Here is a 21,002-nt window from a genome sequence, read left to right on the forward strand (position 1 = left end):
ATCACTCCTGCTGTCGTTGGTCGTCGAGGCACACGACCGCGTGCGGGCGGCGATGTGCCTTCCTTCGAATCTACCTGCGAGCACCGACAGTGCTCGCCCGTGGGGGCTATGGACAGGACCTCACGGGGCTGGTAGCGGCCCCTACCCCGTGGCTCCGGAGCCCAACCCCCACCTGGCGGGTACCCGCTCAGGAGGCGTTCTCCTCGTCCTCTTCCTCACCGGTTTCGGTCAGCACGGGAGAGCCGTGATGCGACCAGAGCTTCCAGCCGTCGGACGTGCGGCGGAACACATTGGTGGCGACGACGAGCTGTCCGACGAGGGGGCCCAGGGAGTTGCCCTCCTCGGCCGGGCCGCCGCTCAGGATGTTCTCCGTGCAGGTGACCAGCGCGGTGTCGCCGGTCATGGCGACGGAGACATCGGTGAGGAAGAACTGGATGTACTCGGTGTTCGCCATGATCAGCGCGTAACTGCGCAGTACCTCGCCGCGGCCCGTCAGCACCGGCCAGCCCGGGTGCACGCAGGAGACGGTGAGGTCCTCGCCCGGCAGCCAGAGGCCGGAGAGCTCCTCGAAGTCCCCGCGTTCCATCGCCTCGTAGAAGGCCGTGTTGGCCTGCTCGACCTCCGCGATGTCCTCGGCGGCCTGTGCCCGGTCGTCGTTCACGCGGCTCCTTCCACGGCACGGGCGACCCGCACGGCGTCGGCGGTGGCCCGGACCTCGTGGACCCGGACGGCCCAGGCGCCCGCGCTGGCGGAGAGGGCGGAGACCGCGGCGGTCGCGGCGTCGCGCTCACGGGCCGGCGGCGGGGCGGAGCCCGGCCCGGCCAGGACATGGCCGAGGAACCGCTTGCGGGAGGCGGCGACGAGCAGCGGGCGTCCCAGGGCGCGCAGCTCGCCCAGGTGCGCGACGAGCGAGAGGTCGTGGGAGGCGTCCTTGGCGAAGCCGAGCCCGGGGTCGATCACCAGGCGCTCGGGGGCCACCCCGCCGGCGATCACGGCGTCCATCCGCTCCCGCAGCTCCGTGACGACTTCGGCGACGACGTCCTCGTACACCGCCCGGCTGTTCATGGACTCGCTGAAGCCGCGCCAGTGCATGACGACGAACGGCACACCGGCGGCGGCGACGACCGGGACCATGTCCGGGTCGGCGAGGCCGCCGCTGACATCGTTGACCAGGGCCGCACCGGCGGCGACGGCCTGTTCGGCGACGCGGGCCCGCATGGTGTCCACGGAGACGGTGACCCCCTCGGCGGCCAGCCCCCGCACGACGGGGACCACCCGCCGCAGCTCCTCGGACTCGTCGACCCGGCTGGCGCCCGGCCGGGTCGACTCACCGCCGACATCGACCAGGTCCGCGCCCTCGGCCACCAGGTCGAGGCCGTGCTTGACCGCGGCCCTGGTGTCGAACCAGCGGCCCCCGTCGGAGAAGGAATCGGGGGTCACATTGACGACTCCCATGACCGCACAGCGGTCCCACTCCGGCAGGCCTCGCACCGTGCCCCGTCCGCGCAACGTACTCATACGACCAGCGTAGGCCCGTACGGCGGCCGGTTACGCCGCGCGTACCCCGGGCTCCTGGCCGCGCTGGGCCTGATGAGGGCACGGGCGGGGGCGACGGGCCGGGAACGGCCGGGGCAGCGAGAGGTTCACGAAGCCCTCGGCCTGCATCGCCGCGAAGCCGATGCGGGGCAGGTCACGGCCGGTGCGGTAGACGACGAAGCGGGGTTCCCAGCGCGGCCGGAACTTGGCGTTGAACTTGTACAGCGACTCGATCTGGAACCACCGCGAGAGGAAGATCAGCAGCCCGCGCCAGCAGCGCAGCACCGGTCCCGCTCCCAGCCGCTCGCCCCGGGCGAGTGCCGAGCGGAACATCGCGAAGTTCAGCGACACCCGGGTGACGCCCAGCCTGGGGGCGGCCTGGAGGGAGGCGACGATCAGCAGCTCGTTCATGCCGGGGTCGGCGGAGCGGTCGCGGCGCATCAGTTCGAGGGACATGCCGTCGCGCCCCCAGGGCACGAAGTGGAGCACGGCCTTCAGGTCCCCGTACGGGGACTCCTCGGGGCCGGAGCCGGCGAGGTGGGCGGTGGCGATGACACAGTCGCCGTCGCCGGGGTCGCCGATCCGGCCGAGCGCCATGGAGAAGCCGCGCTCGGTGTCGGTGCCGCGCCAGTCGGCGGCGGCAGCCCGGATGCGTTCCAGTTCGGTGTCGCCGATGTCCCGTACGCGCCGGACCCGGGTCTCGTAACCGTTACGTTCGATGCGCTTGACCATCTGGCGCACGTTCCGCATGGCCCGCCCGGCGAGGGAGAAATCCGCGACGTCCACCACCGCCTCGTCACCCAGCTCCAGGGCGCAGAGCCCGGTCTCGCGGGTCCAGACCTCGCCGCCGGTCTCGCTGCACCCCATCACGGCGGGGGTCCAGGAGTGGGCCTTCGCCTCGTCCATGAAGCGCTCGATGGCGCCGGGCCAGGCCTCCACATCGCCGATCGGGTCGCCGCTGGCCAGCATCACCCCGGACACCACCCGGTAGCAGACGGCGGCCTTGCCGCTGGGGGAGAAGACGACGCCCTTGTCGCGGCGGAGCGCGAAGTGGCCGAGCGAGTCGCGGCCGCCGTGCCGCTCCAGCAGCGCCCGCAGCCGCGCCTCGTCGTCCTCGGTGAGACGGGCGGCCGGGTGTTCGGGGCGGAAGGCGAGGTACACGGTGGTGACGGCGGTCAGCAGGCCGAGGGCGCCGAGCGAGTACGCCACGGTCCAGGAGGTCCGCCCGGCGTAGTCGACGGGACCCTCGAAGCCGAACAGTCCGTACATCACGTGCTGGAGGCGGTCGGCGATGGACGGGTTCCCGACGACCCGGCCGGGGTGGACGCTGACGATGACCAGCCCGAGCACGAGCGAACCCGCGCCGAGCAGCACGAAGTTGGCCAGTGCCCTCCAACGGCTCCGCGGGTCGGGAAGCGCGCGGAATTCACTCCGGTGGCGCACCAGCAGGTAGCACAGCGTCAGGGAGACGAGGACGCCGACGACCGAGTGACGGTACGCGAACTGTGCGGCGGCCCCCGCCGGGAGCAGCACCACGGCGGCCCGCCAGGCCCTGCGCTTGTGCCGCTTCAGTCCGTGCGCCAGCAGGAGCAGCAGCAGGCCCGCGCTCAGCGAGAGCGCCGCGGCGAACGGGCCGAGGGCGCCGGGGAGCACCTCGGCGACGGTGTGCATCCGGCTGTGCCGGAATCGGGGGAAGATACCCGCGGCGACATCGATCAGACCGACGACGGCGCAGGCGCTGCCGACCAGGGCAGGTATGGATTCGGGGCGCGGCCCGCGTACGAACTTGCGTACACGTGGCGGAACCGACCCTGATTTATCCCCATCTAGCGTGACAGACATCGCTTCCCGTGGCTCCGCGAGAGATTGTTAGGTCCGTCGGCCGAAGCCCCTACGGACGATGTGCGCCCTCTAGGACGAGGCTTCCGGGGAGTGGGTTCCTCCGCATTCCGGAAATTTCCTGCACAGAAAGCTCGACTTCACTCATGGGTCTCACCAGCAAGGCAGTTCTGGCGCTGGCGGCATCACTGGCCGTCCTGCTGTTCGCCGCCACGATCTGGCTGTGGCCGCGGCTGGCGCGGCGAGGTGTCCGCGCGGTCGCGGGCCGGATCGGGCTGCTGCTGGCGACCCAGGTGGCGGTGTTCGTCTCGGTCGGCCTGATGGCGAACAACTCGTTCCTCTTCTACGGCTCCTGGGCCGACCTCTTCGGGCAGCAGCAGGAGCTGGGCGTGGTCACCGACCACGCGCCCGGTTCGGCCGCCTCCGGGAACATGGTCCGGGTGGGCACCCAGAGGCCGGACGTGCCGGGCGGCAGCCGGCCCACGAAGGGCGGGCGGATCGACAAGGTCGTCGTCTCCGGGCGGGCCTCGGGCATCGAGAGCCCGGCGTACGTCTATCTGCCGCCGGAGTACTTCCAGCCGGCCTACGCCGGGCGGAAGTTCCCGGCCGTCGTCGTGCTCACGGGCTACCCGGGCACGGCCGAGAACCTGTTCAAGGGGCTCCGCTACCCGCAGACGGCGCTGGAGCGGGTGAAGGCGGGCAAGGCGCAGCCGATGATCCTGGTGATGCTGCGGCCCACGGTGGCGCCGCCCAGGGACACCGAGTGCGTGGACATCGCCGACGGGCCGCAGGCGGAGACGTTCTTCGCGAAGGACCTGCCCCGGGCGATCTCGGAGTCGTACCGGGTCGGGAAGCGGGCCCGCAACTGGGGCATCATCGGCAACTCGACCGGCGGCTACTGCGCGCTGAAGATCGGGCTGCACCACCCGGACCGGTTCTCGGTGAGCGCCGGGCTGTCCGCGTACTACAAGGCGGCCGAGGACCCGACGACGGGCGATCTGTTCCACGGCGACGAGGCGGCGCGCAACCGGGCCGACCTGCTGTGGACGCTGGAGAACCGGCCCCCGGCCGGCGGGTCCTTCCTGGTCACGACGTCACGTCAGGGCGAGGGGAACCTCAGGGGGACCAAGGACTTCATCAAGCGGGTGAAGGCTCCCGCGCGGGTGTCCTCGATCGTGCTCGACAGCGGCGGGCACAACTTCAACACCTGGCGGCGGGAGATCCCTTCGGCCCTGGACTGGATGAGCGGCAGGCTGAGCGAGAACTGACCGCCGCGGCGGGAGGGCGGACGCCCCGTCAGGGGGAGCTGACCCTCGCCACGGTCTCCACGGCGACCTCGGCGCGCGGCAGGTCCTGGGCGTCCGCGTCGATCGAGCGGCGCAGGGCCTCGTGCAGCCGGGCCGGGGTGAGGACACCGAGGAAGCGGCCGGTGCTCTCCTCGTCGATGACCGCGATCCAGCCCGCGTCGTGCTGGAGCATGGTGGCGAAGGCCTGCTTGAGCGGGGCGCCGAGCGGGAGCCACGCCTCCATGCGGCGGGCGTGCTCGCGGACCGTGCCCCGGCCGTCGGCCGAGGCGGTTCCGGTGGCGGAGATCCAGCCGTGCAGATTGTCCTGCCCGTCCAGGACGACCGCCCAGCGCGCGCCCTCGGCCCGGAGCCGTTCGGTGGCCGTGGTGAGCGGGTCGTCGAGGTGGACGACGGGCGGCTGGTCGAGGTCGCTCTCCTCGATCGGTGTCACCGACAGCCGCTTCAGACCGCGGTCGGCGCCGACGAAGTCCGCGACGTACGGGGTGGCGGGCGCGCCGAGCACGGTGGCGGGGGAGTCGAACTGCTCGACGCGGCCCTGTCCGTAGACGGCGATCCGGTCGCCGAGGCGGACGGCCTCCTCGATGTCGTGCGTGACGAACAGCACGGTTTTCCGGACCTGTGCCTGGAGTTTCAGGAATTCGTTCTGGAGCCGTTCACGGACTACGGGGTCGACCGCCCCGAAAGGTTCATCCATCAGCAGTACGGGCGGGTCGGCGGCCAATGCGCGGGCCACGCCGACACGTTGGCGCTGTCCGCCGGAGAGCTGTTCCGGATAACGGCCGCCATAAACGGAAGGGTCAAGTCCGACCAGGTCGAGGAGTTCGGCGGCGCGCGCACGGCCCTTTCCGCGGTTCCAGCCGAGGAGATGGGGCACGGTCGCGGTGTTCTCCAGGACCGTTTTGTGCGGGAAGAGGCCGACCTGCTGGATCACATAGCCGATCCGGCGCCGGAGCCGGACGGGGTCGATGGCGGATATGTCGTCCCCGTCGAGGAATATCCGTCCCTCGGTCGGTTCGATCAGCCGGTTCACCATCTTCATGGTGGTCGTCTTACCGCAGCCGGAAGGTCCGACGAGCGTGACCAGTTCACCCTCGGCGACCTCGAAGGAAAGGTCGTCGACGGCGGTGGTGCCGTCCGCGTACCGCTTGGTGACGTGCTCGAAACGGATCATCATTCCCCATGGTGACGGGCGTTCTGTGAAGGACATGTTGCCGGAATGCGACAGCCTCGGCGATTGTCAGTGGTCGAGGATAGGCTCGCCAGACATCTGTTCGGGGCGGCAACGTGAAGGAAAGCAGGGGGTGGGGGACGGATGGCCGGAGAGAACTGCCTGGTGGCGAACGACTGGATCTGCGGGGAGTATCTGCGCTCCCGCAGCCAGGAGTTGACCGACGCGACCGTGCAGCACATCTGGATCACGGCGGTTTCCGTGCTGATCGGCCTCGCGGTCGCTTTTCCGCTGGCGCTGCTCGCGCGCCGCGGACGGCACTTCGCCGGGCCGGTGCTGGGGCTGACCACCGTGCTCTACACCGTGCCGTCGCTGGCGATGTTCTCGCTGCTGCTGCCGTTGTTCGGGCTCTCCGCCGCGCTGGTCGTCACGGGGCTGGTGCTCTATTCGCTGACCATTCTCGTACGGAACATCCTGGCCGGGCTCGAAGCCGTTCCGCGGGAGGCGAAGGACGCCGCCCGGGGCATGGGGTACGGCCCCGCCCGGCTGCTCTGGGAGGTGGAGCTGCCCCTCGCGCTGCCCGCGCTGATGGCGGGACTGCGCATGGCCACGGTCTCCACGGTCGCGCTGACGACCGTCGGTTCACTCGTCGGCAAGGGCGGGCTCGGCAATCTCATCGAGGACGCGCTGCCGAGCTTCTTCAAGGCCCAGGTGCTGACGGCGTCGGTGCTCTGTGTGCTGCTCGCGGTGGCGGCCGATCTGCTGCTGCTCGGGCTCCAGAGGCTGCTGACGCCCTGGACCCGCGTACGTGTGACGGCGGGCCCGGCGGACGGATCCGGCGGCCCGGGGAATGCGGGGGGTCCGGTGGATCCGGTGGGACCGAGGAGTGCGGCGGGGCCGTCCGCCGTCGCGAAGGTGGAGGCGGGCTGACCCGTGGGAGTCGTCGCAGACGCCTGGACCTGGCTCGTCACCGGGTCCAACTGGTCGGGGGAGAACGGGGCCGCGCACCGGCTCGGTGAGCATCTGTACGTCAGCGGGGTGGCGCTCGCGGTGGCCTGCGCCATCGCCCTGCCCCTCGCCCTGTATCTGGGCCACATCGGCAAGGGGGGTGCGCTCGCGGTCAACATCTCCAACGTGGGCCGGGCGATACCCGTCTTCGCGGTCCTGGCCCTCTTCATGGTCACGCCCCTGCGCAACTCCGGCTATCTCCCCACGGTCATCGCCCTGGTGCTGTTCGCCGTGCCACCGCTGCTGACCAACGCCTATGTCGGGATGACGGAGGTGGACCGGTCGGTGGTGGAGGCCGCTCGCGGGATGGGGATGTCCGGCGGGCAGCTCTTCGTACGCGTCGAACTGCCGCTGGCCTACCCGATGATCATGACCGGACTGCGGTCCGCCGCCGTCCAGGTCGTGGCCACCGCCTCGATCGCGGCGATGGTCGGCCTCGGCGGTCTGGGCCGGATCATCACCGCCGGATTCAACACGTACGACACCGCGCAGGTCTTCGCCGGTGCGGTGCTGGTCGCCCTGCTGGCCCTGCTGGTGGAAGGGGTGCTGGTCGCCCTGGACCGGCTGCTGTCCCCGCTGCGCCGCCGCCGGACCGTCTGACGCCGTGCGGAGCGCCGCGCCGCACCGCTGCGCGCGAGGCGTCCGGCACGGCCGTCTTCCGGCGGTCCGTCACTCGCTTCACCCTCACCACCCTCTTCTGTCTGGACGGAGAACAACATGAGCAGGACCTCGCGCATAGCGGGTGCGGTCATCGGCATGGTGGCCCTGGCCGGGTCGCTCGCGGCCTGCGGCGGCGACAGCCTGGAAAAGGAGAAGAGCGGCTCCGGCGACGCGGCCGGCTCGGGGGACAAGAAGGGCTCGCTCGTCGTGGGCTCCGCCTCGTTCACCGAGTCCAAGGTGCTCGCCGAGCTGTACGCGCAGATCCTGGCCGACTCCGGATACAGCACCTCGATCACCACCGTGAAGAACCGCGAGCTGTACGAACCCTCGCTGGAGAAGGGCGAGATCGACGTCGTACCCGAATATGCCGCCACGATCGCCGAATTCCTCAACGCCAAGGTGAACGGGGCCAAGGAGGCCGAGAAGAAGCCGGTGGCATCCGGGGATGCCACGGCCACGGTCGCGGCACTGGAGAGGCTCGCCACCCCGCTCGGGCTGAAGGTGCTTCCGGCCGGTGCGGCCGTCGACCAGAACGCCTTCGCGGTCTCCGAGGAATTCGCCGGGAAGCACAAGCTCAAGACGCTTTCCGATCTTGGTGCGTCGAAGATCGGGGTGAAGATCGCGGCGGGTGACGAGTGCGCGGTGCGGCCCTTCTGCGCGCCGGGTCTGAAGAAGACCTACGGCATTGATGTCACCGGTATCGACCCCAAGGGCGTCGGCACTCCGCAGTCCAAGCAGGCCGTCAAGGACGGCAAGGACCAGTTGGTCCTGACGACCACCACGGACGCGGTGCTCGACGGGCTGGTGTTCCTGGAGGACGACAAGAAGCTCCAGAACGCCGACAACATCCTTCCGGTGCTCAATGCCAAGGACGCGGGCGCCCAGGACATCGCCGATGCGCTCGGGAAGCTCACCGACACACTCACCACACAGGATCTGGCGGAACTGAACCGCAAGGTCGATGCCGAGCGTGCCAAGCCCGAGGACGCGGCCAAGGAGTATCTGCAGGCGAAGGGCCTGATCAAGAAGTGATGAGGTGAGGGAACGGGCGCCCGAATGAACCGGAATCGGGCGCCCGGCCGAACTCCGTACCGGCGCCCGGCCGAACTCGATACCGGGCGCCCGGTCCGTGCTTTTCCGGCTTCTCGGGGCGTCGCGGAAGTGCTTCGGCGGGGCGTGAGGTAACCGGCGGGGAACAGATTCCCGGGTGGCCCCCCAAGGCGCCCGTACACACGGTAAATTTCAGGCCATGCCACGTGGACGCCACCGCCATTCGCCACCCCTTCACAGAATCCTGCCGCCCTCGGCGGTGGCCGGAGTGTCGGTCGTCGGTGCCGCCGGCGCCTGGCTGCTGGCCGAACCCCTGGTCCTGCGTGGACTGGTGGCGGCCGTGGCCGCCGCCGCCGTCACCGGCGCGTATCTGATGCGCAGCTGGGACCGGTCCGCCGGACTGCGTGTCGCCGAACTGACGCGGGCGCGCGCCGGCGACGAGTGGCGTGCCGAGGAGCGGGCGGCCGAGCTGGAACAGGACCTGGAGGAGGCGCGTGAGCTGCGCGCCCGGCTGGAGACGAAGCTGCGCCGCAAGCGCGTGGAGCTCGCCGGACTGCGCGGGGAGCACGCGGCGCTGCTGCGCCGGTACGCGAACGCCGAGACCGAGCGGGCCAGCGCACTGGAGGGGCGCAGGCAGCTCGCGATCGAAGCGGCCGCCACCCCGCGTGCGCTGCCCGCCGCCCGGTCCACGCCGACCCCGGGCGCGTATCTGCGGGCCGCCCAGGCACTCGCGGACCTCCCGCGCAACGCCGCGCTCCAGGAGGCCCGTCGCGCCGCCGAGCAGGCCAGGAAGCGGGAGCTCACGGCAGACGCGGGGACGGCGCCCCACGCGCCCGGCACGGCCACGGAGCCCGTAGACGGTCCGGCAGACGGCCCCGGAAGCGGTCCGGCAGCCGGTACGGGCGGCCACCAGCACCGCCGGCCGCCGGCCGCCCTGCCCGCGCCGCAGCAGCTCCCCCCGGCGTCCACCGCGCCCGTCCATGTGCCGCGTACGGCCCCGGAGGCCTCGGCCGTCGTTCCGTACGCCGCAGCGCGCCGGCACCTGGTCCCGCAGGGCAGCTTCGACTTCTTCGGCACGCAGAAGGCCGGCGCCGCGATCGAGGCCGTGCAGAACGAGGACCTCGCGGACGTGGTCGGCGAGGAGGCACTGGCCGTCCACCGCACGGGCACCGGCGAGAACCGCGCCGTGGGCAAGGTCATCGACCTCACCGTGCACGACGAGACCGAACAGCTGGACGTGGCGGAGCTGCGCACCGCCATCTCCTAGGCCGGCGGGGGCCGTCGGGGCGGGCGAGCGGGGCGCGTCGTCGGGGGCGGGACGAGCGGGGCGGATCGTTCGCCGTTCGGTCGCCGTACTACTTGTCGATGTCCCCGACGACGAAGAACAGCGAGCCCAGGATCGCGACCATGTCCGCGACCAGCGTGCCCGGCAGCAGTTCGGTGAGCGCCTGGATGTTGTTGAACGACGCGGACCGGAGCTTCAGCCGGTACGGGGTCTTCTCGCCCTTGGACACCAGGTAGTAGCCGTTGATGCCGAGCGGGTTCTCGGTCCAGGCGTAGGTGTGGCCCTCCGGGGCCTTGAGCACCTTGGGCAGCCGCTGGTTGACGGGTCCGGGCGACAGGTCCGCCATCCGGTCCAGGCACGCGTCCGCCAGGTCCAGGGCGTTGACCGTCTGCTCCAGCAGGCACTCGAAGCGGGCCAGGCAGTCGCCCTCGGTGCGGGTGACGACCTTCAGGGTGTCCTGGAGTTCGCCGTACGCGAGATACGGCTCGTCGCGCCGCAGGTCGAAGTCGACCCCCGAGGCGCGGGCGATCGGCCCGGAGACCCCGTAGGCGTGCACCGCCCCGGCGGAGAGCACCCCCACACCACGGGTGCGGCCCCGGAAGATCTCGTTGCCGAGCACCAGGTCCTCGTAGACGTCCATCCGGGACCGGACCGAGGCGACGGCCTCCCGGGCCCGGCCCGTCCAGCCCGCCGGGAGGTCCTCCTTGAGCCCGCCGACCCGGTTGAACATGTAGTGCATCCGGCCTCCGGAGACCTCCTCCATCACGGCCTGGAGCTCCTCGCGCTCCCGGAACGCGTAGAACACCGGGGTGATCCCGCCGAGTTCGAGGGGGTAGGAGCCGAGGAACATCAGGTGGTTCAGGACCCGGTTCAGTTCGGCCAGGAGCGTGCGCGTCCAGACGGCGCGCTCCGGGACCTCCATGCCGAGCATGCGCTCGACGGCCATGACGACGCCCAGTTCGTTCGAGAACGCGGACAGCCAGTCGTGGCGGTTGGCGAGCATCACGATCTGCCGGTAGTCCCGGGCCTCGAAGAGTTTCTCCGCGCCTCGGTGCATATAGCCGATGACGGGCTCGGCGTGCTGGATCCGCTCGCCGTCGAGGACGAGCCGCAGACGGAGGACGCCGTGCGTGGAAGGGTGCTGCGGTCCGATGTTGAGCACCATGTCGGTGCTCTCCGCCGCGCCGCCGATGCCGACTGTCGTCTCCGTCATGCGGGACAGTATTCCCTGACCGACGGGGAGCGGGGCCTGTGGGCGTGATCCGGGGACCGTCGGAGCGGGGCCGGTGCGGGCCCGACGAGGATCCGGCGCCGGTCCGGTGCGGGTCCGCGGCCGTCCTGGTCACCGCAGCCGCCCCGGTCACCCCGGCGGGCGCGGGCGGGAGCGGGGGGCGTCCGGGGTCCGGTCCACCCGGTGCGTGAGCCACCCGAAGTCGCCGAGACCTCCCCGGGCGGTCAGCTCCGCCGCCTCGCCCGCCGCGGAGAGCGCCCGGAGGTAGCCGGCCGGATCGGCCGAGGCCGTCGCCAGCGGCGGACGTTCCCCGCTGATGCCCAGCCCACGCAGGGCCGTCCGCTGGTCGGTGAGCTCCGGCGGTACGGCACCCCGGTCCGTCCCCGCCTCCACCGCCGCCGCACACGCGTCCAGCGCCACATGCGAGGTGAGGTCGCAGGAGCCGTCCGGCACCGGCCGGACCTCCCGCCCCGCCCGGAAACCGGTCAGCGTCCCGTACGGCGGCCTCGCCCCCCGTACATGCGCGTAGTCCACCGCCACCGCGAGTCCGGCCGACAGCGACCGGACCGCCCGCGCCCAGGCCTCGTCGCGGGGACGGCCGATCTCCGCCCGCTCGCCCGGCCGGGACAGCGGCCACCAGCGCCGCAGCCACCGTGCGTCCGCCCCGTCCACCGGATCGCCCAGCCGCTCCGCACCGTCCGAGGGACGGACGAGGACGTAGCGGGCGATGCCGTCGGCGTCCGCCTCCGCGATCCGGGTGGGCACGTTGTCCAGCCACTCATTGGCGAACAGCACCCCGGTGACCCCCTGCGGCAGCTCGGCGCGCCACTCGATCCGGGGATCCAGACCGGGCGGGCGCCCGGCGAGTTCCACGGCGTACGCCCGTACCGTCAGCCACTTCGGGACAGCGCCCAGCACCCCGGTCAGCAGCTCGCCCCGGCCCGACCCCACGTCCACCAGATCGACCGTTTCCGTCCCCAGCTCGCGCGCGGTTCCGGTCAGCAGCCGGGCGACGGCGGCGGCGAACAGCGGTGAGACATGGACCGACGTACGGAAATGGCCCGCCGGTCCCTCCTGGCTCCGGTAGAAGCCCCCTTCTCCGTACAAAGCGGTCTCGGCCGCCTCCTGCCACCCACGCCACTCATCCGTCACGTGGGAAAGTCTCCACCTTGGGGAGTACGGTGCCGGGACCCGGATCGGCCCTCCGGTTGACCCGGGCACCGATCCTCTGTCCCTACGCTGGGTTACGTGCAGCGCCTCTACGATTTCATCCGCAGACACCCGACGGGCGTCGACTGCTTCTGGGCCGTCTTCCTCCTCGGGGTCTCCGGCATGTCGATCGTGGTGGACGACTACGGCCCGGCCCGGGAGCGCGTGCTGCTGGTACCGGTCGCGATCGGCCTCAGCGCCGTCGTGGCGCTGCGCCGCCGCGTACCCGAGAAGATGCTGCTCCTCACCATCCTGGTGGGCGTCCTCCAGCTGATCTTCGACATCCCGCCCAGCTTCGCGAACTTCGCCATGCTCGTGATCACCTTCACGGTGGCGGCGGTCGGCGAGCGCTGGGCGTCCCGCCTCGCCCTGGTCTGCAGTCTGATCGCGGCCGGACTGGCGCAGCTGCGCTGGCCGGAGGGCGCCTCGAACACCTGGGTCCAGTCGGCCTTCGTGGCGATCATCATGACGGTGCCGTTCGTGCTCGCCTGGGTGCTCGGCGACTCGATGCGGACCCGGCGGGCCTACTTCAGCCAGCTGGAGGAGCGCGCCGCCCGGCTGGAGCGGGAGCGCGAGGCGCAGTCCAAGGTCGCCGTCGCCGCCGAGCGGGCCCGGATCGCCCGCGAGCTGCACGACGTCGTCGCGCACAACGTGTCCGTGATGGTGGTGCAGGCCGACGGTGCCGCCTATGTCATGGACGCCGCGCCCGACCAGGCCCGGCAGGCACTGGAGACCATCTCCAGCACCGGCCGTCAGGCGCTCGCCGAGATGCGCCGGCTGCTCGGGGTGCTGCGGACGGGGGACACCCGGGAGAGCGGCGAGTACGTCCCGCAACCCGATGTCGAGCAGATCGAGGACCTGATCGAGCAGGTCAGGCAGACCGGTCTGGTGGTGGACTTCAAGATCGAGGGCACCCCGCGCCCGCTGCCCAGCGGGGTGGAGCTGACCGCGTACCGCATCGTGCAGGAAGCCCTCACCAACACCCGCAAGCACGGCGGCCCGGACGCCGGGGCCAGCGTGCGGCTGGTCTACTTCGACGACGGCCTCGGGCTGCTGGTCGAGGACGACGGCCGGGGCGCGGCGCACGAGCTGTACGAGGACGGCGGCGCCGACGGTGCCGGGCACGGGATGATCGGTATGCGGGAGCGGGTCGGCATGGTCGGAGGCACGCTGGACGCGGGGCCGCGGCCGGGCGGCGGCTTCCGCATCAGCGCCCTGCTGCCGCTCAAGCCCGCCGGCTGAGCCGCCGGGGCACGTGCCCCTCCCGAACCCGCCGCACCTCCATCAGAAGACAGGGACCCCCATGGCCATCCGCGTGATGCTCGTCGACGACCAGGTGCTGCTGCGCACCGGCTTCCGGATGGTGCTCGCCGCCCAGCCGGACATGGAGGTCGTGGCCGAGGCCGGTGACGGTGCCGAGGCGATCGAGGTCCTGCGCTCCACGAACGTCGACGTGGTGCTGATGGACGTCCGGATGCCGCGACTGGACGGGGTCGAGGCGACCCGGCGCATCTGCGCCCAGCAGGACCCGCCCAAGGTGCTCATCCTGACCACGTTCGACCTGGACGAGTACGCCTTCTCGGGGCTGAAGGCCGGGGCCAGCGGCTTCATGCTCAAGGATGTGCCGCCGGGTGAGCTGCTGGCGGCGATCCGTTCCGTGCACAGCGGCGACGCCGTCGTCGCCCCGTCCACCACCCGCCGGCTGCTCGACCGGTTCTCGTCGATGCTGCCGAGCAGTTCCAAGGAGCCGCGGAACAAGCACATCGAGAAGCTCACCGAGCGCGAGCGCGAGGTGATGCTGCTGGTCGCACAGGGCCTGTCGAACGGGGAGATCGCGGCGCGGCTCGTGCTCTCGGAGGCGACCGTGAAGACACATGTCGGCCGCATCCTGACCAAGCTGAACCTGCGCGACCGGGTCCAGGTCGTCGTCCTCGCGTACGAGACCGGGCTGGTCCGGGCGGGCGGCGCGGCGGGCTGACCGGAGGCCCGCGGGCGTCCGGGCGACCGCGGAACGCGCGGCATCCTCAGCGCAGGACGCCCTCCAGGAAGTCGCTGCCGAGCCGGGCGACGACGGTCAGGTCCAGCTGGTGCAGCACATAGCGGCCCCGCCGCCGCGTCGTCACGAGACCGGCCTTCTTGAGCAGCGACAGATGCCGGGAGACCTCGGGGGGCGTGATGCCGTGGGAGTCGGCGAGTTCGCCCGTGGTGTACGGGGACCGGGCGAGGTTGCGGCACAGCCGCATGCGCATCGGGTGGGCCAGCGCCTCCATCCGGAGCTGGAGCAGCTCCAAGGAGGCGGGGGAGGGCAGATCGGGCAGATGAACCGGGTAGTGGATCACCGGCCGCCAGCCCGGGGCGTGCAGCACCATCAGATGCGGCCAGCCGAAGCTGCTCGGTATCAGCGTGAGCCCGGGGCCGACCGCAGGGTCGGCGGCGTTGGTCCGGCCCTCGCTCAGCTTGTCGATGCTGATGCGGCCGGCGTCCGTGTCCACCGACAGCGCGGCGGAGACGGCGCCCAGTGCCTCGCCGAGCCCCTTGCGCCGCAGCAGTTCCGTCTTGTACCGGGCGTCGGCGACCAGCTGGACCCGCACCCGCATCCAGGTGTCCGAGAAGAACGCCTGGTCGCAGTCCTCGAAGAGGCGCCGGATCCAGGTCCGTACGGTGACGGGGTCGGCCAGCAGCCGCTGGGTGAACTCCACCTGCTGCGGGCCGCGGGCCGCAGCCAGGTCCAGTGCCCGGGTCCGCATGGCGGCGCTGACCAGTGGGGACGGCGCCCCGCACCCGTACAGACCGGCACAGGTGAACTCCAGCGCCGCGGCGACGAACCGCTCGTCGTCCAGCCGGTCGAGGATGTCCAGGTCCTCGGCGAGGGTCGCCCCGGCCCTGCCGTCACCACCGCGGACCCCGGCGAACGGCATGAAGATGTCGGAGAACGTGTTGCGCCAGAGGAACTCCGCCTCCAGCAGCCGGTCCGCGAGGTCCGGTTCCAGCGCGGCGGCGGTCGCGGTCGCCCAGCCGTGCAGGCCCGGGTGGTGGCCCGGCTCGGAGAGAGCATGCAGGGCCAGCCCCAGCTCGGCGAGGGGCGAGGTTTCGAAAACGATGCGGTCCGGGGGCAGGCCCGCGATGTCGATGTTCACGCTCACCCCTCCATAGTGCGGGTACGCGAACGGGCCGACGCGCCACTTGACGGCCGTCGTCAATCGGCGGGCGGCCGGCCCCTGACCTGCGCAGGCTGAGGCCATGGACGCCATTCAGCAGCAGATGCTCGACAGCTACCGCGCGGCCCGGCAGGGCGAGGCGCCGCCCCCGTTGCCCGGCCGCCACGACTGGGACACGCTGCGTACGATCCGCGACCACTGGTGCGCCCGCCGGGCCGCGCGGCCATCGGGCCCGTCCGCCGGGAAGTAGCAGCGGCCGGGTGCCCGGGTGCCCGGGTGCCCGGCCCCCGAGGCCACCGGCCCCGGGCCGGAACACCTCGGGCCGGAACACCCCGGGCCGCCCCGGCCGGAACACCCCCCGGGTCAGGCTCCCGTCCGCTCCAGCCGTGCCACGAACTCGCCCACCGCTTCGCGGACATCCTGTGCCGTCCACTCCAGGCCGGCCGAGGACACCGTCACCTCGGTGAACGACACCCCGGGCGGCAGTCCCGCCCCCTGCGCACCGTCGGACCACCGGTGGAACAGCGTCACCCCGGTCTCCTCCGCCTGCCGCACCGCCGCCTCGGTCAGTTCCTCGCTCCCGTACGGCAGCCACACCGCGAACTGGTGCGTGTGCGGCGGCTCCGGATGCACCCGGAACCACGGCACTCCGGACGCCGCGAGGCCCTCCGCCAGCGCCCCGGCCACCACCTTCGCCTGCGCCACGTACTCCGGCAGCCGCGGCAGCTCCCGCTCCAGCCCCAGCAGCGCGGACAGCGCCGCCGGATACTGCTGGAAGACGTTCCCCCCGTAGCGGTGACGCCAGGTCCGCGCCTCCTCGACCAGCACCTCGGGACCGGCCAGCACCGCCCCGGACAGTCCGTCGAGCGACTTGTAGAACGAGACGTACACGCTGTCCGAGAGCCCCGCGATCTCCCGCAGCTCCTTCCCGAAGTGCGGCCCGCACTCCCACAGCCGCGCCCCGTCCAGGTGCACCACCGCGTCCCGCTCGCGGGCGGCGGCCACGACGGCCTCCAGCTCGTCCCAGGTGGGCAGCACGAATCCGGCGTCCCGCAACGGCAGCTCCAGCATCAGCGTGCCGAACGGCTCGGGGAAGCCGCGGATCTCGTCCGCCGTGGGCAGCCGGGGCGCGGACGTCGGGTGCACCGTGCGCAGCCCGCTCACCACCCCGAGCGCGCCCCGCTCGTGCAGCTCGGGATGGGCGAGCGGATGCAGCGCCACCGTCGCGTTGCCCGTGCGCCCGGCCCAGCACCGCAGCGCGACCTGCTGGGCCATCGTCCCCGTCGGGAAGAACGCCGCGGCCTCCATGCCGAGCAGTTCCGCGACCCGCCGCTCGACCTCGGCGACGACCCCGTCCCCGTAGAGGTCCGTCCACTCGTCGAGGTCGTGCACGGACCCCGCGTCGGCCGCCAGCGCGGCCAGCCGTTCGCCGAGCGTGCCCTCCGCCGATACCCGGGCCAGCGTGCGGTGGGATCCCCGCCACGCGGTCAGTCTGCGGTGTCGCTGCTTCTGCTCTTCGGTGAGTGCCATGGGACGATCATCACCCGGACGGCCGACACGTCCCAGCCGGTCTCCCCCGCGGGTCGGCCGTTGTCCACCACGCCGTTCTCCACCACGCCGTTTCCCCTCGGACCTTCCTCGGTCTTCCCCTCCGATCTCCCTCGGACCTCCCTCGGGCGGCAGAGTTACCCACAGGCTGTGGACAGCCGGAAGGTCATTCGAAACGCTGGCGTAGCATGCAGAGAAGTCGTCCGGTACCCCCCGCGGACTGGAACGGAAGGCCATCGCCGCGTGAAAAGAACAGCTTCTGAGGAACCCCTCGACGTGAGGGACCGCCCCGCCCGTCTCACCGTCGGTGTCGTCGGCGCGGGCCGGGTCGGCCCCGCGCTCGCCGCCGCGCTCCAGCTCGCCGGGCACCGCCCGGTGGCTGTTTCCGGTGTCTCCGACGCATCGGTGCGCCGGGCGGCGGCCCTGCTGCCCGACGTACCGCTGGTGCCGCCGGGCGAGGTGCTCGCACGCGCCGAGCTGGTGCTGCTGACCGTCCCCGACGACGCCCTGCCCGGCCTGGTCGAGGGCCTGGCCGAGACCGGTGCCGTCCGGCCGGGGCAGCTGATCGTCCACACGTCGGGACGGTACGGGACCAAGGTCCTCGACCCCGCGCTGCGGGCCGGCGCCCTGCCCCTGGCCCTGCACCCGGCGATGACGTTCACCGGCAGCTCCGTCGACGTCCAGCGGCTGGCCGGCTGCTCGTTCGGGGTCACCGCCCCCGGGGAGCTGAGGCTGGCCGCCGAGGCGCTGGTCATCGAGATGGGCGGTGAGCCCGAGTGGATCGCCGAGGAGGCCCGCCCGCTCTATCACGCGGCCCTGGCCCTCGGCGCGAACCACCTGGTCACCCTGGTCGCGGAGGCCATGGAGCTGCTGGCGAAGGCCGGGGTCGCCGCCCCCGACCGGATGCTCGGCCCGCTCCTCGGCGCCGCGCTGGACAACGCCCTGCGCTCCGGCGACGCGGCGCTGACCGGACCCGTCGCGCGCGGTGACGCGGGCACGGTCGCCGCCCATGTCGAGGAGCTGCGCAGGCACGCCCCGCAGACGGTGGCCGGCTATCTCGCGATGGCCCGTGCCACGGCGGACCGGGCGCTCGCCCACGGCATGCTCAAGCCGGAGCTGGCCGAGGACCTGCTCGGCGTCCTGGCCGACGGCGAGCGGACACCGGGGGAGGAGCGATGAGCACCGCACCGGCCCCGGCACCCGGGCCCACCCCGAGGCCCGGTCCCGCGTCCGCCTCCGCGCACACCCCCGCGGGCGGCGCGGCCCTCCTGCGTACCGCCGCCGAGCTGGACGCCCTCCGCCGCCCGGCCGGCGCCCGGCGCGCGGTCGTCATGACGATGGGCGCTCTCCACGAAGGCCACGCCACCCTGATCCGGGCCGCCCGCGCCGCCGCGGGTCCGGCCGGACAGGTCGTGGTCACCGTCTTCGTGAACCCGCTCCAGTTCGGCGAGGCGGCCGACCTCGACCGCTACCCGCGCACCCTCGACGCCGACCTCGCGCTCGCCGGGCTGTCGGGCGCCGACGCGGTCTTCGCCCCCTCCGTCGACGAGGTCTACCCCGGCGGCGAACCCCAGGTCCGGATCACCGCGGGCCCCATGGGCGAGCGCCTCGAAGGAGCCGCCCGCCCCGGGCACTTCGACGGCATGCTCACCGTCGTCGCCAAGCTCCTCCACCTCACCCGCCCCGACGAGGCGTTCTTCGGACAGAAGGACGCCCAGCAGCTGGCGCTGATCCGGCGCATGGTGCGCGACCTGAATTTCGGCGTCGGGATCACCGGCGTACCCACCGTGCGCGACCCGGACGGCCTGGCGCTCTCCAGCCGCAACCGCTTCCTCTCCCCGGAGGAACGGCACACCGCTCTCGCCCTGCCGCGCGCCCTGTTCGCGGCCCGGGACAGACTGGCCGCCCAGCAGGCCCTGCACGAGCGCGCACAGGCCACGGCGGCCAGTGCGGACCGGGCCGCCGGGCTCACCGCGCTCGGCGAGTCCCGGGCGGCGGCCGACGCCCAGGCGGTGGCGCTGGCCCGGCCCGGCGGCGGACCCGCCGCCGTGCGGGCCGCCGCACAGCTCGTCCTCGCGGACGCCGCCCGTGAACGGCAGCCGCTCGTCCTGGACTACCTGGCCCTCGTGGACCCGTCGGACTTCACCGAGATCCCCGACGACCGCGAGAGCGGGGAGGCGATCCTCGCCATCGCGGCCCGGGTCGGCGCCACCCGCCTGATCGACAACATCCCCCTGACCTTCGGAGCCCTCACGTGACCGGAATACGGCTGACCGCCCCCGCCCCCGGCTGGGCCATCGACGCGGATGTCGTGGTGGTCGGCTCCGGCGTGGCCGGTCTCACCACCGCCCTGCGCTGCGCCGCCGCGGGCCTCGCCACCGTCGTCGTCACCAAGGCCCGCCTCGACGACGGCTCCACGCGCTGGGCCCAGGGCGGCATAGCGGCCGCGCTCGGCGAGGGCGACACCCCCGAGCAGCACCTCGACGACACCCTCGTCGCGGGCGCCGGACTGTGCGACGAGACGGCCGTGCGGACCCTGGTCACCGAAGGCCCCGACGCCGTGCGCCGGCTCATCGGGACGGGTGCCCACTTCGACACCACGGACAGCGGTGACATCGCGCTGACCCGGGAGGGCGGCCACCACCGCCGGCGCATCGCGCACGCGGGCGGCGACGCGACGGGTGCCGAGATCTCCCGCGCCCTGGTCGAGGCGGTCCGCGAGGCCGCCCTGCACACCGTCGAGAACGCCCTGGTCCTGGACCTGCTCACCGACGCCGAAGGCCGTACGGCGGGCGTCACCCTGCATGTCATGGGCGAGGGCCAGCACGACGGCGTCGGCGCGGTCCGCGCCCCCGCCGTCGTCCTGGCCACCGGCGGCATGGGCCAGGTCTTCTCCGCCACCACCAACCCCTCGGTCTCCACCGGGGACGGGGTGGCGCTGGCGCTGCGGGCCGGAGCGGAGGTCTCCGACCTCGAATTCGTCCAGTTCCACCCGACCGTGCTCTTCCTCGGCGCGGACTCCGAGGGACAGCAGCCGCTGGTGTCCGAGGCGGTACGGGGCGAGGGCGCCCATCTCGTCGACGCGTCCGGTACGCGCTTCATGCTCGGGCAGCACGAGCTGGCCGAGCTGGCCCCGCGCGACATCGTCGCCAAGGCCATCACCCGCCAGATGCACCTGCGCGGCACCGAGCACATGTATCTGGACGCCCGGCACTTCGGCGCCGAGATGTGGGAGCGGCGCTTCCCCACCATCCTGGCGGCCTGCCGCGCCCACGGCATCGACCCGGTCACCGAACCGGTCCCGGTCGCGCCCGCCGCGCACTACGCCTCCGGAGGCATCCGCACCGACCTGCGGGGACGTACGACCGTGCCCGGCCTGTACGCCTGCGGAGAGGTCGCCTGCACCGGCGTGCACGGCGCCAACCGGCTGGCGTCCAACTCCCTGCTGGAGGGACTGGTCTTCGCCGAGCGCATCGCCGAGGACATCGCGGGGAACACGGCCGGGGACGGTGACCTGGCGGAGGTCACCGCCGGGGACCGCCCGCGGCGGAGGGAACCGGTGTCGTCCGGCGACGGCGAGCCCGCGCCGCTCCTCGCCCCCGAGTCCCGTACCGCGATCCAGCGGATCATGACCCGGGGCGCCGGAGTCCTGCGCTCCGCCGAGAGCCTCGCCGCGGCGGCCGAGGAGCTGGAGGCGCTGCACGGCCGGCTGACCGCGGACGCCGGTACGGCCGAGTCCAAGGCCACCGTGCCCGGGGTGGAGGCATGGGAGGTCACCAACCTGCTCCTCGTCTCCCGGGTCCTGGTCGCCGCCGCCCGCGCCCGCGAGGAGACCCGCGGCTGCCACTGGCGCGAGGACCGGCCCGACCGGGACGACGAGCACTGGCGCCGCCACCTCGTCGTCCGGATCACCCCGGACCGGAGCCTGGATCTTCACCGGACGGAGACCGCCGCGTTCCCGCCCGTACGCCCCACGGATTGAGCAGACTGCTCACCACAGCAC

At 72.5% G+C, this 21,002-nt stretch carries 19 protein-coding genes; 11 read left to right on the plus strand and 8 right to left on the minus strand.

Translation table 11 applies throughout. The features are described from left to right. Positions 1-187 precede the first annotated feature (187 nt). From ABT170_RS34560 to ABT170_RS34570, 3 genes are read right to left on the minus strand one after another with little or no spacing between them, the layout of a single operon-like run. Positions 188-661 (minus strand): nuclear transport factor 2 family protein, encoded by a 474-nt coding sequence (locus ABT170_RS34560; RefSeq protein ID WP_329942978.1) that lies wholly within the window; start codon positions 659-661, stop codon positions 188-190. After that, the gene (gene folP / locus ABT170_RS34565) at positions 658-1,518 is read right to left on the minus strand and encodes a dihydropteroate synthase (RefSeq protein ID WP_502970607.1); all 861 of its coding nucleotides are present in this window, start codon (positions 1,516-1,518) and stop codon (positions 658-660) included. The genes ABT170_RS34560 and folP overlap by 4 nt, the downstream gene beginning before the upstream one ends. 30 nt (positions 1,519-1,548) lie before the next feature. Then, a complete protein-coding gene (locus tag ABT170_RS34570; RefSeq protein ID WP_329942979.1) occupies positions 1,549-3,378 on the minus strand; it encodes a phosphatidylglycerol lysyltransferase domain-containing protein in 1,830 nt (609 codons plus the stop codon). A gap of 143 nt (positions 3,379-3,521) precedes the next feature. Between ABT170_RS34570 and ABT170_RS34575 the strand changes: the two genes are divergently transcribed. Next, the gene (locus ABT170_RS34575; RefSeq protein ID WP_329942980.1) at positions 3,522-4,643 is read left to right on the plus strand and encodes an alpha/beta hydrolase; all 1,122 of its coding nucleotides are present in this window, start codon (positions 3,522-3,524) and stop codon (positions 4,641-4,643) included. Positions 4,644-4,671: 28 nt separating this feature from the next. On the opposite strand, the gene ABT170_RS34580 is transcribed toward ABT170_RS34575, so the two are convergent. Beyond that, complete coding sequence (locus tag ABT170_RS34580; protein WP_329943031.1) at positions 4,672-5,853, minus strand: ABC transporter ATP-binding protein; 1,182 nt, start codon at positions 5,851-5,853, stop codon at positions 4,672-4,674. A gap of 141 nt (positions 5,854-5,994) precedes the next feature. On the opposite strand from ABT170_RS34580, the gene ABT170_RS34585 reads away from it, so the two are divergent. From ABT170_RS34585 to ABT170_RS34600, 4 genes are all read left to right on the plus strand, one after another. After that, the gene (locus ABT170_RS34585; RefSeq protein WP_329942981.1) at positions 5,995-6,780 is read left to right on the plus strand and encodes an ABC transporter permease; all 786 of its coding nucleotides are present in this window, start codon (positions 5,995-5,997) and stop codon (positions 6,778-6,780) included. Positions 6,781-6,783: 3 nt separating this feature from the next. Then, positions 6,784-7,458: an ABC transporter permease gene (locus ABT170_RS34590; RefSeq protein ID WP_329942982.1), complete on the plus strand. Its 675-nt coding sequence runs from the start codon at positions 6,784-6,786 to the stop codon at positions 7,456-7,458. A gap of 117 nt (positions 7,459-7,575) precedes the next feature. Then, positions 7,576-8,550 carry an ABC transporter substrate-binding protein gene (locus ABT170_RS34595; RefSeq protein WP_329942983.1) on the plus strand — a complete coding sequence of 325 codons (975 nt, stop codon included), beginning with the start codon at positions 7,576-7,578 and terminating at the stop codon, positions 8,548-8,550. A 217-nt stretch (positions 8,551-8,767) separates the two neighbouring features. Beyond that, on the plus strand, positions 8,768-9,835 hold the full coding sequence (locus ABT170_RS34600; protein ID WP_351874160.1) for a hypothetical protein: 1,068 nt from the start codon (positions 8,768-8,770) through the stop codon (positions 9,833-9,835). Positions 9,836-9,923: 88 nt separating this feature from the next. Here ABT170_RS34600 and ABT170_RS34605 read toward each other — a convergent pair whose 3' ends face one another. Both ABT170_RS34605 and ABT170_RS34610 read right to left on the minus strand, forming a co-directional pair. After that, positions 9,924-11,066, minus strand: coding sequence for an NADH-quinone oxidoreductase subunit D (locus ABT170_RS34605; protein WP_329942985.1), 1,143 nt, complete (start codon positions 11,064-11,066; stop codon positions 9,924-9,926). 147 nt (positions 11,067-11,213) lie between these two features. Beyond that, entirely contained in the window at positions 11,214-12,236 is a 1,023-nt protein-coding gene (locus ABT170_RS34610; protein ID WP_351874163.1) for an SAM-dependent methyltransferase, read from the minus strand. Between the two features lie 96 nt (positions 12,237-12,332). Here ABT170_RS34610 and ABT170_RS34615 point away from each other — a divergent pair, with 96 nt between their 5' ends. Both ABT170_RS34615 and ABT170_RS34620 read left to right on the plus strand, forming a co-directional pair. Beyond that, positions 12,333-13,535, plus strand: a complete 1,203-nt coding sequence (locus tag ABT170_RS34615) for a sensor histidine kinase (protein ID WP_329942987.1) — start codon at positions 12,333-12,335, stop codon at positions 13,533-13,535. Positions 13,536-13,596: 61 nt separating this feature from the next. Beyond that, complete coding sequence (locus ABT170_RS34620) at positions 13,597-14,271, plus strand: response regulator transcription factor (protein ID WP_329942988.1); 675 nt, start codon at positions 13,597-13,599, stop codon at positions 14,269-14,271. A 46-nt stretch (positions 14,272-14,317) separates the two neighbouring features. On the opposite strand, the gene ABT170_RS34625 is transcribed toward ABT170_RS34620, so the two are convergent. After that, entirely contained in the window at positions 14,318-15,430 is a 1,113-nt protein-coding gene (locus ABT170_RS34625) for a DUF5937 family protein (RefSeq protein ID WP_329943032.1), read from the minus strand. Positions 15,431-15,533: 103 nt separating this feature from the next. Here ABT170_RS34625 and ABT170_RS34630 point away from each other — a divergent pair, with 103 nt between their 5' ends. Continuing rightward, positions 15,534-15,701 (plus strand): hypothetical protein, encoded by a 168-nt coding sequence (locus ABT170_RS34630; RefSeq protein WP_351874168.1) that lies wholly within the window; start codon positions 15,534-15,536, stop codon positions 15,699-15,701. Positions 15,702-15,814: 113 nt separating this feature from the next. Here ABT170_RS34630 and ABT170_RS34635 read toward each other — a convergent pair whose 3' ends face one another. Then, positions 15,815-16,981, minus strand: a complete 1,167-nt coding sequence (locus tag ABT170_RS34635) for a threonine aldolase family protein (RefSeq protein WP_351874171.1) — start codon at positions 16,979-16,981, stop codon at positions 15,815-15,817. 261 nt (positions 16,982-17,242) lie between these two features. On the opposite strand from ABT170_RS34635, the gene ABT170_RS34640 reads away from it, so the two are divergent. Genes ABT170_RS34640 through ABT170_RS34650 form a run of 3 tightly spaced genes read left to right on the plus strand, consistent with a single transcriptional unit; the run spans position 17,243 to position 20,981 of the window. Next, the gene (locus ABT170_RS34640) at positions 17,243-18,178 is read left to right on the plus strand and encodes a Rossmann-like and DUF2520 domain-containing protein (protein ID WP_329942991.1); all 936 of its coding nucleotides are present in this window, start codon (positions 17,243-17,245) and stop codon (positions 18,176-18,178) included. Further along, the gene (gene panC / locus ABT170_RS34645; protein ID WP_329942992.1) at positions 18,175-19,257 is read left to right on the plus strand and encodes a pantoate--beta-alanine ligase; all 1,083 of its coding nucleotides are present in this window, start codon (positions 18,175-18,177) and stop codon (positions 19,255-19,257) included. Before ABT170_RS34640 ends, panC begins: the two co-directional genes overlap by 4 nt. Beyond that, positions 19,254-20,981 carry an L-aspartate oxidase gene (locus ABT170_RS34650; protein ID WP_351874175.1) on the plus strand — a complete coding sequence of 576 codons (1,728 nt, stop codon included), beginning with the start codon at positions 19,254-19,256 and terminating at the stop codon, positions 20,979-20,981. The genes panC and ABT170_RS34650 overlap by 4 nt, the downstream gene beginning before the upstream one ends. Positions 20,982-21,002 lie beyond the last annotated feature (21 nt).

The sequence above is a fragment of the Streptomyces sp. NPDC001787 genome (genome assembly GCF_040297465.1).
Taxonomy (GTDB): domain Bacteria; phylum Actinomycetota; class Actinomycetes; order Streptomycetales; family Streptomycetaceae; genus Streptomyces.

Bases quoted from the DNA above. Each gene is read 5' to 3' on its own strand.
- folP (WP_502970607.1), bottom strand. From the start codon at position 1,518: ATGAGTACGTTGCGCGGACGGGGCACGGTGCGAGGCCTGCCGGAGTGG.
- ABT170_RS34570 (WP_329942979.1), bottom strand. From the start codon at position 3,378: ATGTCTGTCACGCTAGATGGGGATAAATCAGGGTCGGTTCCGCCACGT.
- ABT170_RS34575 (WP_329942980.1), top strand. From the start codon at position 3,522: ATGGGTCTCACCAGCAAGGCAGTTCTGGCGCTGGCGGCATCACTGGCC.
- ABT170_RS34580 (WP_329943031.1), bottom strand. From the start codon at position 5,853: ATGATCCGTTTCGAGCACGTCACCAAGCGGTACGCGGACGGCACCACC.
- ABT170_RS34585 (WP_329942981.1), top strand. From the start codon at position 5,995: ATGGCCGGAGAGAACTGCCTGGTGGCGAACGACTGGATCTGCGGGGAG.
- ABT170_RS34595 (WP_329942983.1), top strand. From the start codon at position 7,576: ATGAGCAGGACCTCGCGCATAGCGGGTGCGGTCATCGGCATGGTGGCC.
- ABT170_RS34600 (WP_351874160.1), top strand. From the start codon at position 8,768: ATGCCACGTGGACGCCACCGCCATTCGCCACCCCTTCACAGAATCCTG.
- ABT170_RS34605 (WP_329942985.1), bottom strand. From the start codon at position 11,066: ATGACGGAGACGACAGTCGGCATCGGCGGCGCGGCGGAGAGCACCGAC.
- ABT170_RS34620 (WP_329942988.1), top strand. From the start codon at position 13,597: ATGGCCATCCGCGTGATGCTCGTCGACGACCAGGTGCTGCTGCGCACC.
- ABT170_RS34630 (WP_351874168.1), top strand. From the start codon at position 15,534: ATGGACGCCATTCAGCAGCAGATGCTCGACAGCTACCGCGCGGCCCGG.
- ABT170_RS34635 (WP_351874171.1), bottom strand. From the start codon at position 16,981: ATGGCACTCACCGAAGAGCAGAAGCAGCGACACCGCAGACTGACCGCG.
- panC (WP_329942992.1), top strand. From the start codon at position 18,175: ATGAGCACCGCACCGGCCCCGGCACCCGGGCCCACCCCGAGGCCCGGT.